This window comes from Mycobacterium spongiae (assembly GCF_018278905.1).
GTDB lineage: Bacteria > Actinomycetota > Actinomycetes > Mycobacteriales > Mycobacteriaceae > Mycobacterium > Mycobacterium spongiae.
Window position 1 is genome coordinate 3,337,689 of record NZ_CP046600.1, and the last position, 17,650, is coordinate 3,355,338.

16 protein-coding genes are annotated in these 17,650 nt (G+C 65.6%); 9 read left to right on the forward strand and 7 right to left on the reverse strand.

Annotated elements, in window-relative coordinates; translation table 11 throughout:
• Window positions 1–20: 20 nt before the first annotated feature.
• The 4 genes from qcrC to qcrB (F6B93_RS13600) all read left to right on the forward strand — a co-directional run bounded on the left by qcrC (window position 21) and on the right by qcrB (F6B93_RS13600) (window position 5,559).
• Window positions 21–896: a cytochrome bc1 complex diheme cytochrome c subunit gene (gene qcrC / locus F6B93_RS13585; protein ID WP_425518452.1), complete on the forward strand. Its 876-nt coding sequence runs from the start codon at window positions 21–23 to the stop codon at window positions 894–896.
• Window positions 893–2,098 (forward strand): cytochrome bc1 complex Rieske iron-sulfur subunit, encoded by a 1,206-nt coding sequence (qcrA, locus tag F6B93_RS13590; RefSeq protein ID WP_211695565.1) that lies wholly within the window; start codon window positions 893–895, stop codon window positions 2,096–2,098. Before qcrC ends, qcrA begins: the two co-directional genes overlap by 4 nt.
• Complete coding sequence (gene qcrB, locus F6B93_RS13595; RefSeq protein WP_211695566.1) at window positions 2,095–3,738, forward strand: cytochrome bc1 complex cytochrome b subunit; 1,644 nt, start codon at window positions 2,095–2,097, stop codon at window positions 3,736–3,738. The genes qcrA and qcrB (F6B93_RS13595) overlap by 4 nt, the downstream gene beginning before the upstream one ends.
• 198 nt (window positions 3,739–3,936) lie before the next feature.
• Complete coding sequence (gene qcrB / locus F6B93_RS13600) at window positions 3,937–5,559, forward strand: cytochrome bc1 complex cytochrome b subunit (RefSeq protein WP_425518549.1); 1,623 nt, start codon at window positions 3,937–3,939, stop codon at window positions 5,557–5,559.
• A gap of 147 nt (window positions 5,560–5,706) precedes the next feature.
• Here the strand turns inward: qcrB (F6B93_RS13600) and F6B93_RS13605 are convergent, their stop codons facing one another.
• From F6B93_RS13605 to ctaC, 4 genes are all read right to left on the reverse strand, one after another.
• Window positions 5,707–6,345 carry a DUF2561 family protein gene (locus F6B93_RS13605; protein ID WP_211695568.1) on the reverse strand — a complete coding sequence of 213 codons (639 nt, stop codon included), beginning with the start codon at window positions 6,343–6,345 and terminating at the stop codon, window positions 5,707–5,709.
• Window positions 6,345–7,286 (reverse strand): MmpS family transport accessory protein, encoded by a 942-nt coding sequence (locus F6B93_RS13610; RefSeq protein WP_211695569.1) that lies wholly within the window; start codon window positions 7,284–7,286, stop codon window positions 6,345–6,347. The genes F6B93_RS13605 and F6B93_RS13610 overlap by 1 nt, the downstream gene beginning before the upstream one ends.
• 180 nt (window positions 7,287–7,466) lie before the next feature.
• Window positions 7,467–7,886 (reverse strand): cytochrome c oxidase subunit 4, encoded by a 420-nt coding sequence (locus tag F6B93_RS13615; RefSeq protein ID WP_211695570.1) that lies wholly within the window; start codon window positions 7,884–7,886, stop codon window positions 7,467–7,469.
• A gap of 12 nt (window positions 7,887–7,898) precedes the next feature.
• Entirely contained in the window at window positions 7,899–9,005 is a 1,107-nt protein-coding gene (gene ctaC / locus F6B93_RS13620; RefSeq protein ID WP_211695571.1) for an aa3-type cytochrome oxidase subunit II, read from the reverse strand.
• A 197-nt stretch (window positions 9,006–9,202) separates the two neighbouring features.
• Between ctaC and asnB the strand changes: the two genes are divergently transcribed.
• On the forward strand, window positions 9,203–11,191 hold the full coding sequence (gene asnB, locus F6B93_RS13625; RefSeq protein ID WP_211695572.1) for an asparagine synthase (glutamine-hydrolyzing): 1,989 nt from the start codon (window positions 9,203–9,205) through the stop codon (window positions 11,189–11,191).
• A gap of 84 nt (window positions 11,192–11,275) precedes the next feature.
• Here the strand turns inward: asnB and F6B93_RS13630 are convergent, their stop codons facing one another.
• Entirely contained in the window at window positions 11,276–12,250 is a 975-nt protein-coding gene (locus tag F6B93_RS13630; RefSeq protein WP_211695573.1) for a carbohydrate kinase family protein, read from the reverse strand.
• 187 nt (window positions 12,251–12,437) lie between these two features.
• Between F6B93_RS13630 and F6B93_RS13635 the strand changes: the two genes are divergently transcribed.
• On the forward strand, window positions 12,438–13,088 hold the full coding sequence (locus F6B93_RS13635; protein WP_211695574.1) for an Rv0361 family membrane protein: 651 nt from the start codon (window positions 12,438–12,440) through the stop codon (window positions 13,086–13,088).
• A gap of 42 nt (window positions 13,089–13,130) precedes the next feature.
• Here the strand turns inward: F6B93_RS13635 and F6B93_RS13640 are convergent, their stop codons facing one another.
• Window positions 13,131–13,487: a HesB/IscA family protein gene (locus F6B93_RS13640; RefSeq protein ID WP_211695575.1), complete on the reverse strand. Its 357-nt coding sequence runs from the start codon at window positions 13,485–13,487 to the stop codon at window positions 13,131–13,133.
• Between the two features lie 84 nt (window positions 13,488–13,571).
• Window positions 13,572–14,648, reverse strand: a complete 1,077-nt coding sequence (locus F6B93_RS13645) for a glycerate kinase family protein (protein WP_211699480.1) — start codon at window positions 14,646–14,648, stop codon at window positions 13,572–13,574.
• A gap of 157 nt (window positions 14,649–14,805) precedes the next feature.
• Here F6B93_RS13645 and F6B93_RS13650 point away from each other — a divergent pair, with 157 nt between their 5' ends.
• The 3 genes from F6B93_RS13650 (at window position 14,806) to F6B93_RS13660 (ending at window position 17,485) form a co-directional block, all read left to right on the forward strand.
• On the forward strand, window positions 14,806–15,510 hold the full coding sequence (locus F6B93_RS13650; protein ID WP_211695576.1) for a DUF3043 domain-containing protein: 705 nt from the start codon (window positions 14,806–14,808) through the stop codon (window positions 15,508–15,510).
• Between the two features lie 116 nt (window positions 15,511–15,626).
• Window positions 15,627–16,730: a nicotinate-nucleotide--dimethylbenzimidazole phosphoribosyltransferase gene (gene cobT, locus F6B93_RS13655; protein ID WP_211695577.1), complete on the forward strand. Its 1,104-nt coding sequence runs from the start codon at window positions 15,627–15,629 to the stop codon at window positions 16,728–16,730.
• Window positions 16,727–17,485: an adenosylcobinamide-GDP ribazoletransferase gene (locus F6B93_RS13660; protein WP_211695578.1), complete on the forward strand. Its 759-nt coding sequence runs from the start codon at window positions 16,727–16,729 to the stop codon at window positions 17,483–17,485. Before cobT ends, F6B93_RS13660 begins: the two co-directional genes overlap by 4 nt.
• Window positions 17,486–17,650 lie beyond the last annotated feature (165 nt).

Below are 17,650 nucleotides of genomic sequence, written 5' to 3' on the forward strand. Positions count from 1 at the left end.
GAATCGACAGGAGTGCTCGGTTGAAGAAACTGGGGTTTGCTCGATCAGGTGGCGGTACCACGCCCGGTGGCGATCAGAAACAACGCCGACTGGGAGCTCGCGCCAAACGCCGCCTTCGGCGTCGCCTGTCGGGGGGGCTACTGCTGCTGATAGCGCTCACCATCGCCGGCGGGCTTGCAGCAGTTCTCACCCCGACGCCGCAGGTCGCGGTCGCCGACGAATCTGGCTCGGCGATGCTGCGCACTGGCAAGCAGCTGTTCGACACCTCCTGCGTGTCCTGCCACGGCGCCAACTTGCAGGGCGTACCCGACCACGGACCCAGCCTGATCGGCGTCGGTGAGGCTGCCGTCTACTTCCAAGTGTCGACCGGCCGCATGCCCGCCATGCGTGGCGAGGCTCAGGCGCCGCGCAAAGACCCAATCTTCGACGAGGCGCAGACCGACGCGCTCGGGGCCTACGTGCAGGCCAATGGCGGCGGCCCGGCGGTGGTGCGCAACCCCGACGGCAGCATTGCGATGGAATCGCTACGCGGCGACGACCTCGGCCGCGGCGGCGACTTGTTCCGGCTCAACTGCTCGTCGTGCCACAACTTCACCGGCAAGGGTGGGGCCTTGTCGTCGGGCAAGTACGCGCCCGACCTCAGGCCGGCCAATGAGCAGCAAATCCTCGCCGCGATGTTGACCGGCCCACAGAACATGCCGAGGTTCTCCGACCGCCAGCTCTCGTTCGAGGCCAAGAAAGACATCATCGCCTACGTGCGCACCATTACCGAACCGCGACAGCCAGGGGGTTACGGCCTCGGCGGATTCGGGCCTGCGCCTGAGGGCATGGTTGCGTGGATTATCGGGATGGTTGCCGCCATCGGGCTGGCTCTGTGGATTGGGGCGCGATCATGAGCGACGGATCTACTCCGGCGGATGGGGCTCAGGACGGGGCTGGAGCCGTCCCACAAGAACCCGACGAAGCGGCACTGGCCGCGATGTCGAACGAGGAACTCGTCGCGCTGGGCGGTCGGATGGACGGTGTCGACACCGTCTACAAGGAGCCTCGCTGGCCTGTCGAGAACACCAAGGCCGAAAAGCGCGCCGCGCGCGGTGTTGCGATCTGGCTGATGCTCGGTGGCGTGTTCGGGCTGGCGTTGTTGGTGGTCTTCTTGTTCTGGCCATGGGAGTTCGAGCCGGCCAACAGTGACGGCAACTTCGTGTACTCGCTGACCACCCCGCTCTACGGCCTGACCTTCGGGCTCTCCGTCCTGTCGATCGCAATCGGCGCGGTGCTGTTCCAGAAACGGTTTATCCCAGAAGAGATTTCGATCCAAGAGCGCCATGACGGCGCTTCTCGCGAGGTCGACCGCAAGACCGTGGTGGCGAACCTGACAGACGCCTTCGAGGGCTCGACGATCGGACGCCGCAAGTTGATCGGGCTGTCCTTCGGCATGGGCATGGGCGCCTTCGGCCTCGGTACCTTGGTCGCGTTCATCGGTGGCTTCATCAAGAACCCGTGGAAGCCAGTCGTCCCCACGGCCGAGGGGAAAAAGGCCGTGCTCTGGACCTCCGGCTGGACCCCCCGCTTCCACGGCGAGACCATCTATCTAGCACGCGCCACGGGCTTGGAGGGCGGACCGCCGTTCATCAAGATGCGCCCGCAGGACCTCGACGCCGGCGGGATGGAGACCGTCTTTCCGTGGCGGGAGTCCGACGGTGACGGCACCACCGTCGAATCGCACGAAAAGCTACAGACCATTGCCATGGGCATCCGCAACCCCGTGATGCTCATCCGGATCAAACCTGCCGACATGGGCCGCGTGGTCAAGCGCAAGGGCCAGGAGAGCTTCAACTTCGGCGAGTTGTTCGCCTATACAAAGGTCTGCTCGCACTTGGGTTGCCCGTCGTCGCTCTACGAACAGCAGTCCTATCGGATCCTGTGCCCGTGCCATCAATCCCAGTTCGACGCATTGCATTTCGCCAAGCCGATATTCGGCCCGGCAGCGCGCGCACTGGCCCAACTGCCCATCACGATCGACACTGACGGCTATCTGGTCGCCAATGGCGACTTTGTCGAGCCCGTAGGACCGGCATTCTGGGAGCGCACCTCATGAGTCCGAAGACCCCGAAAATCGGCGATGTCCTCGCGCGCCAAGGCGAGGACATCGATACCCGCTATCACCCGGCGGCGGCCCTGCGTCGCCAGCTCAACAAGGTGTTCCCGACCCACTGGTCGTTTTTGCTGGGCGAGATCGCGCTCTACAGCTTCGTCATACTGCTGATCACCGGCGTGTACCTGACGCTGTTCTTCGACCCGTCGATGCTCGAAGTCACCTACAACGGCGTCTACCAACCCCTGCGTGGAGTGGAAATGTCGCGCGCCTACGAATCGGCGCTGGACATTTCCTTCGAGGTCCGCGGCGGCCTGTTCGTCCGCCAGATCCACCACTGGGCCGCCTTGTTGTTCGCCGCGTCGATCATGGTGCACCTGGCGCGCATCTTCTTCACCGGAGCATTCCGGCGACCCCGCGAAGCCAATTGGGTCATCGGTTCGCTGCTGCTGATCCTGGCCATGTTCGAGGGCTACTTCGGCTACTCACTGCCCGACGACCTCCTGTCGGGCATCGGTCTGCGGGCGGCCCTGTCGTCGATCACGCTGGGCATGCCGGTCATCGGGACCTGGCTGCACTGGGCACTGTTCGACGGCGACTTCCCGGGTACGATTTTGATCCCCCGGCTCTACGCGCTGCACATTCTGCTGCTGCCGGGACTCATCCTGGCCCTCATCGGGCTGCATCTGGCATTGGTGTGGTTCCAGAAGCACACCCAATTCCCCGGCCCGGGACGCACCGAACGCAACGTCGTCGGTGTGCGCGTGATGCCGGTGTTCGCATTCAAGTCCGGCGCGTTTTTTGCGTCCATCGTCGGTGTGCTGGGTCTGATGGGTGGGCTGCTACAGATCAACCCGATCTGGAATCTGGGTCCCTACAAGCCATCCCATGTCTCGGCCGGCTCGCAGCCGGACTTCTATATGATGTGGACCGAAGGCCTGGCCCGCATCTGGCCGCCCTGGGAGTTCTACTTCTGGCACCACACCATTCCTGCTGCCGTCTGGGTGGCGGTAATCATGGGCCTGATTTTCGTGCTGCTACCGGCCTACCCGTTCCTGGAGAAGCGGTTCACCGGCGACCGCGCCCACCACAACCTGCTGCAACGCCCGCGCGACGTTCCGGTGCGCACCGCTATCGGCGCCATGGCGATCTCGTTCTACATGTTGCTCACACTGGCGGCGATGAACGACATCATCGCGTTGAAGTTCCATATCTCGTTGAACGCGACGACCTGGATCGGACGCATCGGGATGGTGATCCTTCCCCCGCTGGTCTACTTCATCGCCTACCGGTGGTGCATCGGGCTGCAGCGCAGCGACCGAGCGGTGCTCGAACACGGCATCGAGACCGGCATCATCAAGCGGCTGCCACACGGCGCCTACATCGAGCTGCATCAGCCGCTTGGCCCCGTCGACGACCACGGCCACCCGATCCCGCTGGAATACCAGGGCGCCGCACTGCCCAAACGCATGAACAAGCTGGGCTCGGCCGGATCACCCGGCCGGGGCAGCTTCCTGACCGCCGATCCGGCAGCAGAGGACGCAGCACTACGCGAAGCGGACCACGCCGCCGAACAACGCGTCCTGACCGCATTGCGCGAACACCAGGAGGACATCTCCGGCTCACCCAACGGCGAGCACTAGCGCGGGTTCGACACAACCCGTGCCCGTCGACCGCGCGACGGTGGCGGCCGGTCGCAGCTATCGCGCGTTGGCCCAGCAGCCCACTGCTAAGCCCAGTAGTATCTACTGTGACGGTTGGTTGGTCGCCCACGGCGGCTGTGTCACGCCGGTAGGACCGGCATTCTAGGAGCGCACCTCGTGAGTCCGAGGACCCCAAAGATGGGCGATGTCCTCGCGCGCCAAGGCGAGGACATCGATACCCGCTATCACCCGTCAGCCGCGTTACGCCGTCAGCTCAACAAGGTGTTCCCGACCCACTGGTCGTTCTTGCTGGGCGAGATCGCGCTCTACAGCTTCGTCGTGCTGCTGATCACCGGCGTGTACCTGACGCTGTTCTTCGACCCGTCGATGCTCGAAGTGAGCTACAACGGCGTCTACCAGCCCTTGCGTGGAGTGGAGATGTCGCGCGCCTACGAATCGGCGCTGGACATTTCCTTCGAGGTCCGCGGGGGCCTGTTCGTCCGCCAGGTCCACCACTGGGCCGCCTTGTTGTTCGCCGCGTCGATCATGGTGCACCTGGCGCGCATCTTCTTCACCGGAGCATTCCGGCGGCCCCGCGAAGCCAATTGGGTCATCGGTTCGCTGTTGCTCATCCTGGCCATGTTTGAGGGCTACTTCGGCTACTCACTCCCCGACGACCTGCTGTCGGGCATCGGTCTCCGCGCAGCGTTCTCGTCGATCACATTGGGCATGCCGGTCATCGGGACCTGGCTGCACTGGGTGCTGTTCGCGGGCGATTTCCCCGGTGACATCATCATTCCCCGGCTCTACGCGCTGCACATTCTGCTGCTGCCGGGAATCATGCTGGCGTTGATCGGGCTGCATCTGGCATTGGTGTGGTTCCAGAAGCACACCCAATTCCCCGGCCCGGGACGCACCGAACGCAACGTCGTCGGTGTGCGCGTGATGCCGGTGTTCGCATTCAAGTCCGGCGCGTTTTTCGCGTCCATCGTCGGTGTGCTGGGTCTGATGGGTGGGCTGCTACAGATCAACCCGATCTGGAATCTGGGTCCCTACAAGCCATCCCATGTCTCGGCCGGCTCGCAGCCGGACTTTTACATGATGTGGCCCGACGGATTGGCCAGGCTATGGCCGCCGTGGGAGTTCTATTTCTGGCATCACACCGTTCCCGCCTCGGTCTGGGTGGCGGTGATCATGGGCCTGGTTTTCGTCCTGCTACCGGCCTACCCGTTCCTGGAGAAGCGGTTCACCGGCGACCGCGCCCACCACAACCTGCTGCAACGCCCGCGCGACGTTCCGGTGCGCACCGCTATCGGCGCCATGGCGATCTCGTTCTACATGCTGCTCACACTGGCATCCATTAACGATCTCATCGCGTTGAAGTTCCACATCTCGTTGAACGCGACGACCTGGATCGGACGCATCGGGATGGTGATCCTTCCCCCGCTGGTCTACTTCATCACCTACCGGTGGTGCATCGGGCTGCAGCGCAGCGACCGAGCGGTGCTCGAACACGGCATCGAGACCGGCATCATCAAGCGGCTGCCACACGGCGCCTACATCGAGCTGCACCAGCCGCTTGGCCCCGTCGACGACCACGGCCACCCGATCCCGCTGGAATACCAGGGGGCTCCGCTACCCAAGCGCATGAACAAGCTGGGCTCGGCCGGATCACCCGGCCGGGGCAGCTTCCTCGTCGCGGATCCCCCAGCAGAGGACGCAGCACTACGCGAAGCGGACCACGCCGCCGAACAGCGTGCGCTCACCGCGTTGCGCGACCATCAGGAGGACATCTCCGGCTCACCCAACGGCGAGCACTAGCCCGCGCGGCCCAGCCGAGCGTTGCACCCTGGAGGCACCCGCGGCGTAGCACCGCTCAGTACTGGACGCTGTGGGACCACAAGCCGTCGCGGAACCGGACTAGGCCACCTCAATCCGAGCCTGCCAACCCGCCGTGGCCTGCCGCCCCTACTGTTCGGCGATCACGCGGCGCAATTGCCGAACATGTAACCACTCTATTGCCGGCATTGCCGCAGTGACGACCCCCGCCAGCGCGTAGACCACCCAGGACGCGCCCTCATGGCCGACGGCCATGAGGTAGGTGGCAGTCGCTACCGCGATCAGCGCGATGCCGATCGTGCCCGCCAACGCGACCGTTCCACGCAGCCAAGCCCGGTCGACCGCCTCCCCGGTGAACTCGACGGGCTCGTCGACTGCCTTGACCTTCGGTGCCTGTGGGGTCGACGCGGGGGTACGTTTCGCCGAATACCCGGGCCTGATGGGTCGTCCGCTCCGTGCCGATGGACCTACCGGCCGCCCACCCGGTTCGGCCCGGGCCAGTTGGCGAGCCCGCATCAGCACCGGGATCGCCCCGGCAATGATCAGTGCCGATACCACGATGATTGCGTACAGCACCCACGTGGTGTGCGGGTTCCTCGCCATCTGATGAAAGCCCCGGCCCAGGTCCACCAAAGCGACCACCGCGGCAACGCTGACACCCACGAGCACCAACCAGACCGCGGCGCATGCCCCGATCAGAATGCGATCGATGATCTCCGGCGAGACGGCGTTCGTCCCACGCCGGTATGCGGAATATCGGGAGACCATCAGCAGCTCGTCTGTGGTCCGTCGTTGCTGTTCGATGACAGCACGGTTCCGTCGCTCGTCGTGATGGAACAGTTGAGCTTGCTGACCCGGAAGAGGCTGGAGGCCTCGACCGAGCCCACGTCAGTTTGCGAGATCGGTGTGACCGTGATCGACCACGGGATGTACACATTGTGTTGCGTCCGTCGTCGGCCGGCGGCGTCGACGTAGGTCACCGAAATGATGTCTCCTGGGGCCTTGGTGCCGGTCACCGAGTAGGTAACTTGCCGGGGACCGACCAGAGTGGTGGTCGTGGCGGGTGGTGGCGCCGCCTCCGTATTGGTCTCTGGAGGCGCCGCGGTGGTCTCCGGAGGTGGAGGTGGGGGCGGCGGAGGAGGCGGCGGCGTCACTGTCACTGTCTGGGTCTCCGTCGCGGTTGGGATCTCGGTGGGGGGCGGTGGTGGCGGCGGTGGGAGTGGCGAACTGGTGGTTGTGGTTGTGATTTCGTCTTGCACCGGTGTCGAGGAAGTCGTGGCGGGGGTAGCGATTTCGGTGGTTCGCCTGCGCGCGACAAGCAGCGACACCGAAGCCACCAGGGCGATGGCAGCCGCAATGGCGACCACACCAACCACCCAGGGCCAGCGCGGGGCAGTCGGTTCGTCATCAGGCCCCGACTCCTCATATCCGTCGTAGTCATAGAGCCTGAGATCGGCCGGCACATAAGGCCCGCTGGTGAACTGCTCGGACTCGGGAGCCGAGTACGCCCGTGAGTACGCGTCGGTCGCCCCGGTATGGTCCGCAGGCACGATGTCGCCGCCATCGAGGATGTGCCCCAAAGCTTCGTCGGAATCCAGGCCGGAATCGGGCTCTTCGCCGTTGTCGCCTACCCGCTCCGATTCGGCGCTAGGTTCGCCGGCGGACTCGGGTTCTTCAGGTCCCTGTCCGGGGGGATTCGGCCCGCTCATTCCCGCCTACCCTGTCCAACTGCGTCACCAGCGCGCGCGGCTTGGCAGCTACATCCTGGCACGCATGTTTGATGACTTCTCATGGTGCTCCGGAAACCCTACCCAACGCGGCGGGCGACGTTGCCTGGGCAATCGGGCCACTGAGCAACTGATGCCCTGATTGTGACTTTTCTCGCTCGATCAGTGCTTCTCGGGGCCGATGTAGTACTCGAAGACCAGTCCGGCTGCCGACCCGAGGATGAATACCACACCGGCAGCGATCAACCATGGCAACCACATCGCGATACCGACCGCCGCCACCGATCCGGACAGCGCGATCATGATGGGCCACCAGCTGTGCGGGCTATAGAACCCCAACTCCCCCGCTCCGTCACTGATCTCAGCGCCTTCGTAGTCTTCGGGTCGGGTGTCTAGCCGGCGGGCCACGAAACGGAAGAAGGTGGCCACGATCATCGCCATGCCGCCGGTCAGCGCCAACGCGGTGGTGCCGGCCCACTCGACGCCGCCGGTGGCGAACATCGAAGTCAGCACTCCGTACAGCACCGCCGTCGCTATGAAGAACGCAGCGATAAATTCGAACAGCCTCGCTTCGATATTCATGGGTGTCCTTACCTACTGTTCCGGTGCCAATTCACCGCGCCGGGTGTCGAACGGGTGGGTCGTTACCGCGAGCGGGGGCTGATCGATCGCCTGCAGGGCCTGGGCATTGGTCTTCCCGGCAATACGCTCCTGCAGGTAAGCCTTGAAGTCGTTGGGCGACACAACCCGGACCTCAAAGTTCATCATCGAGTGATAGGTGCCGCACATTTCTGCGCAGTGGCCGACGAACGCACCCACCTTGTTGATCTCGGCGATCTGGAAAACGTTGACGGAATGATTCGCCTCCGGGTTAGGCATCACGTCACGCTTGAACAAGAACTCCGGCACCCAGAAGGCGTGAATCACATCGGCCGAAGCCATTTGGAATTCAATGCGCTTGCCGGTTGGCAGAACCAACACCGGAATCTCGGTGCTGGTCCCCAGGGTCTCGACCTTGTCGAAGTGCAGGTAGGTCCGGTCCTCGGTGTTTAGCCCGCGAATAGGCCCGACCAGTTCCTCGCCATACTTATCCGTGCCCTCCGGTTTGGACTCCATGGCACGCTGGCGTTCCTCGTCGACACCATCGTAGGTCAATGTGCCGTCGGCAAAATCGACCCGCTGGTAGCCGAACTTCCAGTTCCACTGAAAGGACGTGATGTCAATCACGACCTCAGGGTCCTTCGCCAGGTAGAGCATCTTTTCCTGCACCACAACGGTGAAATAGAACAGCACCGAGATGATCAGGAACGGTATGACGGTAAGCACCAGTTCCAGCGGCATGTTGTAGCCGAACTGGCGAGGCAATTCCGTGTCGGTTTTCTTCTTACGGTGAAAAGCCGACGACCAGAAGATGAGACCCCACACAATGGCGCCCACGACCAGGGAGGCGATCACTGACCCGATCCACAAGTCCCGGTTGACATGGGCCTCAGGGGTAATGCCCTCGGGCCAGCCCAGCGCCAAAGCCTCCGTCCAGCTACATCCGCTCAGGGTGACGGCAAGCCCACCCAGCGTCATAGCCAACAGCGGTAGTCGCAGGCGACGGGAAACACGCCGCACGTCTGGTTCGCGACCGCCGGAACGGCGCTGAGAACTACACTGCGACAGCCTTTGCGAACGACCTGGCCCGCGAGATGTCACCTTGGCGCCTCCTGTATCACAAGCTGTGCCGATTGGAACTACCCCGGCAGTGGCGGGAACCGTCGGCTAACTCGGATGTCGAATACTACGCAGCGTAGACCACGGCGCCCACCCGGGCGACGATGCGGGCCGAAACAACCCGCCAAGCAGTGGTGTGAACCCGACAAGCGGGGCCGAGTGCGGCATACTGAGGCGCCGTGTGTGGACTGCTGGCCTTCGTCGCGGCCCCGGCCGGCGCTGCCGAGACCGAACACCGCAACGCGGCCGTGCGCAGCGCCGCCGAGACCGCCGCTGCGATCGCCCGAGCATCGCATTTGATGCGCCACCGCGGACCCGATGAGCCAGGTACCTGGTACGACACCCACGCCGATGAAGCCACCGGAGGCGCGGTGTTCGGGTTCAACCGGCTCTCGATCATCGACATCGAGCATTCCCACCAACCCCTGCGGTGGGGACCGCCGGAGGAGCCAGGGCGCTACGTGCTGGTGTTCAACGGAGAGATCTACAACTACCTGGAACTGCGAGAGCAGCTGCACGCCCAGCACGGAGCTGCTTTCGCCACCGACGGCGACGGGGAAGCGATCGTCGCCGGCTACCACTACTGGGGCACCGACGTACTCAACAGGCTGCGGGGCATGTTCGCGTTCGCTCTGTGGGACACCGTGACCAGCGAATTGTTCTGTGCCCGCGACCCGTTCGGCATCAAGCCACTGTTCATGGCGACCGGCACCGGCGGAACCGCAGTTGCCAGTGAGAAGAAATGCCTGCTGGATCTGGCCGAGTTAGTGGGATTCGACCCATCCATCGACGACCGGGCGCTGCAGCACTACACGGTCCTGCAGTACGTGCCGGAGCCCGAGACGTTGCACCGGGGAGTACGACGGCTCGAATCGGGCTGCTACGCCCGGATCAGGCCCGGCCAACTGGAACCGGCGGTCACCCGCTTCTTCGTGCCGCAATTCGCTGCCACGCCGATCTCCGGCGGCGCCGAGCAGGCACGCTATGACGAGATCACGGCGGTGCTGGAGGATTCGGTAGCCAAACACATGCGCGCTGACGTCACCGTGGGTGCGTTTTTGTCCGGGGGTATCGACTCCACCGCCATCGCGGCGCTGGCCATTCGGCACAACCCCCGGCTGATGACTTTCACCACTGGTTTCGAGCGTGAGGGATTCTCCGAGATCGACGTCGCGGTGGCCTCGGCGGAAGCGATCGGCGCCCGCCACATCGCCAAAGTTGTCAGCGCAGATGAGTTTGTCGCGGCGTTACCAGAGATCGTCTGGTACCTGGATGAGCCGGTTGCCGATCCCGCACTGGTGCCCCTGTTTTTCGTCGCCAGGGAGGCCCGAAGGCACGTCAAAGTGGTGTTGTCGGGCGAGGGCGCCGACGAACTGTTCGGCGGCTACACCATCTACCGGGAGCCGCTGTCGTTGAAGCCCTTCGACTACCTCCCCCGGCCGGTGCGCCGCTCTATGGGAAAGGTGTCCAAACCGCTACCGGAGGGTATGCGCGGCAAGAGTCTGCTGCACCGCGGGTCGCTGACGCTCGAAGAGCGCTACTACGGCAATGCCCGCAGTTTTTCCGACGCCCAGCTGCGTGATGTACTGCCCGGGTTCCGCGCGGACTGGACCCACACGGACGTGACGGCACCCATATATGCCAAGTCCGAGGGTTGGGATCCGGTGGCGCGGATGCAGCACATCGACCTATTCACCTGGCTGCGCGGCGACATCTTGGTCAAGGCCGACAAGATGACGATGGCCAACTCGCTGGAGCTGCGGGTGCCATTCTTGGATCCGGAGGTGTTCGCGGTGGCCTCCCGGCTGCCGCTGCAAGCCAAGATCACCCGCACCACGACCAAGTACGCGCTGCGGCGCGCGCTAGCCCCGGTTGTGCCCGCGCATGTCCTGGACCGGCCCAAACTCGGGTTTCCGGTGCCCATCCGGCATTGGCTTCGAGCTGGCGAACTACTGGAGTGGGCCTACGAGATGGTGGGTTCGTCGCAGGCCGATCACTTGGTCGACATGGTCGCCGTACGCCGGATGCTCGACGAGCACCGAAGCGGTGCCAGCGATCACAGCCGCAGACTGTGGACCGTGCTGATTTTCATGTTGTGGCACGCAATCTTCGTCGAGAACACGGTCGCCCCGCAGATCAGCGAGCCGCAGTACCCGGTTCAGCTGTAGCCGGCCCCACCCTGGCAGGCGCAGAATCGCATCGGAGGGGCCTTCAGTGGCTCGCGCGGTGCGATTCTGCGTCTGCTCGGCAAACTAGGCCAGCACGGCCGCGATTTCCGCGGCGGCGGCGTCGCCGTAAGCGTCGGCCAACCGCCGTTCGGCGACCTTGTTGTCCCAGGCCCACTCCTGCGTGCCGGTCGACTCCAATACCAGCACCGCGACCAGCGATCCCAGTTGCGCGGAGCGCTCCAGACTCAAACCGGCGCTGCGTCCACTCAGGAATCCAGCCCGGAATGCGTCGCCGACGCCGGTGGGGTCGACCTGGCTGGTCTCGGGCACCACGCCGACATGGATGGTGGTGCCGTCGCGGTCCACCAGGTCCACACCCTCGGGACCCAGGGTGGTCACCCGCAGGTTGACCTGGGCCATCACGTCGGCCTCTGACCAGCCGGTCTTCGACAGCAGCAGGTCCCATTCGTAGTCATTGGTGAACAAGTAGGCGGCGCCGTCGATGAGCTTGGCGATCTCCTCGCCGGACAGCCGGGCGAGCTGCTGCGACGGGTCGGCGGCGAACGCCAGCCCGAGTTTGCGGCATTCCTCGGTGTGCACATACATGGCGGCGGGATCGTTGGCGCCGACGATCACCAAGTCTGGTGTGCCAATGGCCGACACCGTGTCAGCGAGCGCGATGTCCCGTGCCTCCGACATCGCGCCGGGGTAGAACGACGCGATTTGGGCCATGTCCACGTCCGTGGTGCAGACGAAGCGGGCAGTATGCGCCGTCTTTGATATGTGCACATGGTCACAGTTGACACCGTGGGACTGCAGCCAGGCGCGGTAGTCAGCGAAGTCGGCGCCTGCGGCGCCGACCAGCGCGACGTCGCCGCCCAGCACGCCGATCGCATAGGCCATGTTGCCGGCCACGCCGCCGCGGTGCACCACCAGATCGTCGACCAGGAAACTCAGTGACACTTTGTGCAGGTGATCGGGCAGCAGCTGCTCGGAAAATCGACCTGGAAAGCGCATCAGATGGTCAGTCGCTATGGAACCGGTTACCACAATCGTCAAAATCTCAACCCTACGTTTCGTAAGGTCGTCTAGCCTCTCATGAATGCGCGGCGGTCGTCGCCGCACGTCCTGTCCAGGGCCCGTCGGCCGCGGTTGCGCTAGCCTGCAGGAAGCTCGCATCGTTGCGGAGCTCTCAATCGGAGCGGCAACCGCCTTTCCTTCCGTCCACCACCGTAGGAGAACCACGATGGCCGGTCCGCACTCGCCGTACCCTGGTGTCGGCACTGACGGACCCACGCCCTACCCGGACCAGGGCCTCCACCAACCCGCAGCGCTGGAGTATCCGCAGGACCCGGCACTGGGAGCACCCACGTATCCCGGTCCGATGCCACCACAGGTGGCAGACCCAAACAGACGTCGCAGGCGCGTCATCGTCAGTGCGTTGGTCATCCTTGCGCTAGTGGCCGCGCTAACGGTGGCGATCGCCTACGGGGTGCGCAGCAACAGGGCCGATACCGCCGGCCCGTTCTCGAAGGGATCGGCTAGGACGGCGATACAGGAGTACCTCAACGCGCTAGAGCACCGCGACGTGGACGCCATCGTCCGCAACGCCTTGTGCGGTATCTACGACGGCGTCCGGGACAAGCGCTCCGACCAGGCGCTGGCCAAGTTGAGCAGCGACGCGTTCCGCAAGCAGTTCTCCAAGGCGGAAGTGACCTCGGTCGACCAAGTTGTGTACTGGTCGCAGTATCAGGCCCAGGTGTTGTTCACCATGCAAGTGACTCCCGCCGTCGGTGGCCCGCCCAAGGGGCAGGTGCAAGGCATCGCACAGCTGCTCTACCAGCGCGGACGAATCATGGTCTGCTCATACGTGCTGCGCACGGCAGGTCACTACTGACCGGGTCGAGGCGCACTACCGGCCGGCAGGCTATCGGGTGGGCTAGTTGAATGAATCCCCGCAGGCGCAGGAGCCGGTGGCGTTGGGGTTGTCGATCGTGAAGCCCTGCTTTTCGATGGTGTCGACGAAATCGATCGAGGCGCCTTCCACATACGGCGCACTCATCCGGTCGACGGTCAGGGTCACACCACCGAACTCCACGTTGAGGTCGCCATCGAGCGTACGGTCGTCAAAGAACAGGTTGTAGCGCAGTCCGGCGCATCCACCCGGTTGGACCGCAATCCGTAGCGTCAGATCGTCGCGTCCCTCCTGGTCCAGCAGGGACTTAGCCTTGGTGGCGGCAGCCTCGGTCAGGATCACGCCGTGGGTTTTGGCGCTCGACTCGTTCTGCACCGTCATTGCTTCTCCTACATGGTTCATCGTTCGGCGAGCCCGTCTCGCGGGAATCCGGTCTGGAATCTGGGTCGGTAAAACCCATGCTTTTCAACGGTACCCTGCGGACGGGCTATTCCCGAGCCTTGCGGCCACCTGTGATGACAATCCCATGAGTTGGTTGGCCGCGTCGGCCAGGGCCAACCGTACCGAGCCGGTGTATTCGGCGATGGACAGCGCTGACATGATGCCCGCGAGGCGCGACGCCGATTTATCCAGCGACACCTGCCCCGCCAGCACTATCACTGGAATGCCCAACGGGCGCGCCGCAGCCGCAAGCTCGCCAACAACCTTTCCGTGCAGGGACTGCTCGTCGAACCGGCCCTCACCAGTGACGATCAGGTCTGCTTCGGCCAGATGGTCTGCCAGATGAGTGTGCTCGGCGATGATTGCCGCTCCAGACTCGCAGCGGCCGCCCAGCGCAAGCAGCCCAGCCCCGATGCCACCGGCAGCACCCGCGCCCGGCTCGGCGCTCACGGCACGCCCGGCGGCCGCGTCCAGCTCGCGCGCCCACGCCTCGAGTCGGCTTTCCAGCTCCGCGAGCGTGGCGGCGTCGGCGCCTTTCTGCGGGCCGAACACCCTGGCCGCGCCCCATGGCCCCAGTAGTGGGTAGTCGGAGTCTGACGCGGCGATCAGCTCGACGTCTGCCAGCTTGTGACGGGCGGCGTCAAGGCCCCCCAGCTCGGCGATCAGGCCGTTCCCGCCGTCCGTGCAGGCGCTGCCACCGAGCCCCACGACGATGCGCGCCGCGCCGGACTGCAGCGCGGCGCCGATGAGCTGGCCAACTCCCCTGCTGTGCGCGGCGAGCGCGGTCTCCGGCGTCGGCGGACCGCCCAATAGGGTCAGGCCACACGCCTGAGCACACTCGAGGTATGCGGTTGCCGAGCGCGCATCGAACACCCATTCCGCTTTGACGGGGGCGTCCAGGGGACCCAACACCTGCAGCTGCCGAGACTCCCCCAGCCGACCGCGGAGCACGTCGACGAAACCTGGGCCGCCGTCGGACTGCGGAGCGATGATGAACGAATCGCCCGGTCGTGACCGGGTCCAGCCCGTCGCGATAGCCGCGGCCGCATCTACCGCCGACAGGCTGCCCCCGTAGCAGTCTGGCGCCACGAGCACCCGCATCGCGGGTAGCTGGAGCCGACCGGGCGCGAGACCGTCGGCAGCACTACCCGAGGCGAGCGAGCCGTCCATCAGAATCAGGGTAGGGCCCCGACTCGTCGACGTGTCGCCAACCCACGCAAATTACGGCCCGGGCGGGTCGCGAAGTAACCTGGCGACTGTGAAGCTGCTGGGCCGCAAGAGGGACCGCGACGAGGGTGTTGGTGCATCTGCGGAGGCCGGTTCCGGGCCGGGCTCTCCGATAGGGTCGCCGGACGGCGCCCGGCCAGACGCGCCACGTGGGTCACATACGACCGATCCCAAGGGACGGCCGACGCCCAAGCGCAGCGATGCCGCTCGGCGGCGCAAGGGCCCCGTCGCGCCGGCACCCATGACTGCCGCCGAGGCGCGCGCCAGGCGCAAATTGCTGGCCCGGCCCAAACTCAGCAGGCAGGAACGCCGGGCCGACCGAGCCGCAAGCCGTGCCCGCATGGCGGACCGCCGCGATCGCATGATGGCTGGCGAGGAGGCCTACCTGCTACCTCGCGACCGGGGACCGATCCGCCGCTACGTCCGTGACCTGGTGGATTCCCGGCGCAATGTGCTCGGCTTGTTCATGCCGTCGGCGCTGGCCCTGCTGTTCGTCATGTTCGCGGTTCCCCAAGTTCAGCTATACATGTCTCCTGCGATGCTGTTGCTCATGGCGCTGATGGCGATCGACGCGATCCTTCTGGGTCGCAAGGTCGGCCGGCTTGTCGACGCGAAGTTCCCGTCCAACACCGAAAGCCATTGGAAGTTAGGGCTTTACGCTGCCGGCAGGGCGTCCCAGATGCGCCGGATGCGGGCACCCCGCCCCCAAGTCAAGCGCGGTAGCAGTGTTGCGTAGCAGCAGCCGGAAAGCCGCAGGGCGCCCGTCATGACTCCGCGGGGCACCCTGGTCGTCATGCCGACGACAACGTCCGGGCCTCGGTCTCCCGCACTCGCGATCACGCGGTCGTGACGATGATCGGATTCGCCCCGGTGCCGGCACCCGATGCAGACGCCGAAGCGGCGGCCCGCGCTCGCCAGGATGCCCTGACGAAGCCGCGGGGTGCACTGGGCCGCCTCGAAGACCTGTCGGTCTGGGTCGCGGCATGTCAGGGACATTGCCCGCCACGGGCGTTCGAACGCGCGCGGGTGGTGGTGTTCGCCGGTGACCACGGGGTGGCCCAGTCCGGGGTATCGGCCTACCCATCCGAAGTCACCGCGCAGATGGTGGCCACCATCGACGATGGCGGAGCGGCGATCAACGCGCTGGCCGCAGTCACCGGCGCCACGGTGCGTGTTGCCGACATCGCGGTCGACGCGGACGCACGCTCAGAGCAGATCGGCGCCCACAAGATCCGGCGCAGCAGCGGCGATATCGCCGCTGGGGACGCGCTGACCGACGAGGAAACCGCCGCCGCCGTCGCGGCCGGCCAGCGGATCGCCGACGAGGAGGTCGACGCCGGGGCCGACCTGCTGATCGCCGGCGATATGGGAATCGGAAACACGACCCCGGCCGCGGTTCTGGTGGCCGCGCTGACCGACGCCGAGCCGGTCGCGGTAGTCGGTTCTGGCACCGGTATCGACGACGCCGGCTGGGCACGCAAGACCACCGCGATTCGCGACGCCCTCTTTCGAGCGCGACCGTTGTCGGGCGACCCCGTCGGGTTGCTGCGCTGCTGCGGGGGCGCTGACCTCGCGGCAATCGCCGGCTTTTGCGCCCAGGCGGCGATCCGGCGCACCCCACTGCTGCTCGACGGCATGGCGGTCACTGCCGCGGCACTGATCGCCGAGCGCTTGGCCCCCGGTGCCCACCGGTGGTGGCAAGCCGGTCACCGGTCCATCGAACCGGGTCATGAGCTGGCCCTGGCGACTCTCAGGCTGGAGCCGATCGTGGACCTGCGGATGCGCCTGGGCGAGGGCACCGGAGCAGTGGTGGCGCTGGCGGTGTTGCGCGCAGCGGTCGCGGCGCTGTCATCGATGGCGACCTTCCCCGAAGCTGGGGTGGCCGGGGTAGCCGGGGTGAACACGGCCGTTGGTGACAGCGCCGATACGCCCGCTCCCCCAGCAGCCTCACCATGATGCGTTCGCTGGCAGCGGCATTCGCGTTCGAAACGGTGCTGCCGGTCCCCCGCGCGGTCGCCGCGCCGATCGGCCGCGGAGCCATGACCGCGCTGCCGGTCGTCGGCGCCGTGCTCGGTGGGTTGACCGCGGCCATCACGTGGGCAGGCACGCTGGCATTCGGCTCGTCTGGTTCGCTGCCCGGATTGCTCGCGGTGGCGGTCCTGCTGGTTTCCACACGCGGCCTGCACATCGATGGCGTCGCCGATACCGCCGACGGGCTGGGCTGCTACGGGCCGCCGCAGCGTGCACTTGCGGTGATGCGCGACGGGTCGACCGGACCGTTCGGTGTGGCCGCGGTTGTGTTGGCAATCACGTCGCAGGCACTGGCGTTTTCGGCGCTTGGCTCCGCCGGGATCCGCTGGGTCCCGGGGATTGTGGTGGCGATCGTCGCCGGCCGGGTCACCGCGGTCCTGGCCTGTCGGCCGTCCCTGCCGGCGGCGCAGGGCAGCACCCTGGGCGCCCGGGTCGCCGGTACGCAGCCCACAGCCGTGGCAACTGCCTGGCTCGTCGTCCTCGTCGTCGTGTCGCTGATGGCCAGTCCGCGGCTATGGCAAGGACCGGTGGCGGTGCTGTTGGCGGTGTTTGGCGGCACGGCCCTGGTCGTGCACTGCGCACGCCGGTTCGGCGGCATCACCGGTGACGTGCTGGGCGCGGCAATCGAACTGACGACGACGATAAGCGCCGTAGCGCTTGCCGGCATGGTCCGGCTCTAGCTGCTTATCGGCATTCGGGTCACGAACCCGCCGCGCAATCGTCGCGACGCCGGCCAACCTGGCGCACCGCGCGAAACCCGGCTCGGTTCAATGGGTCACGCATCGACGACGTCAATAACTACGCGCTTACACGTAGCCTGGCGAAATCCTGTTGCTTTCATCCGT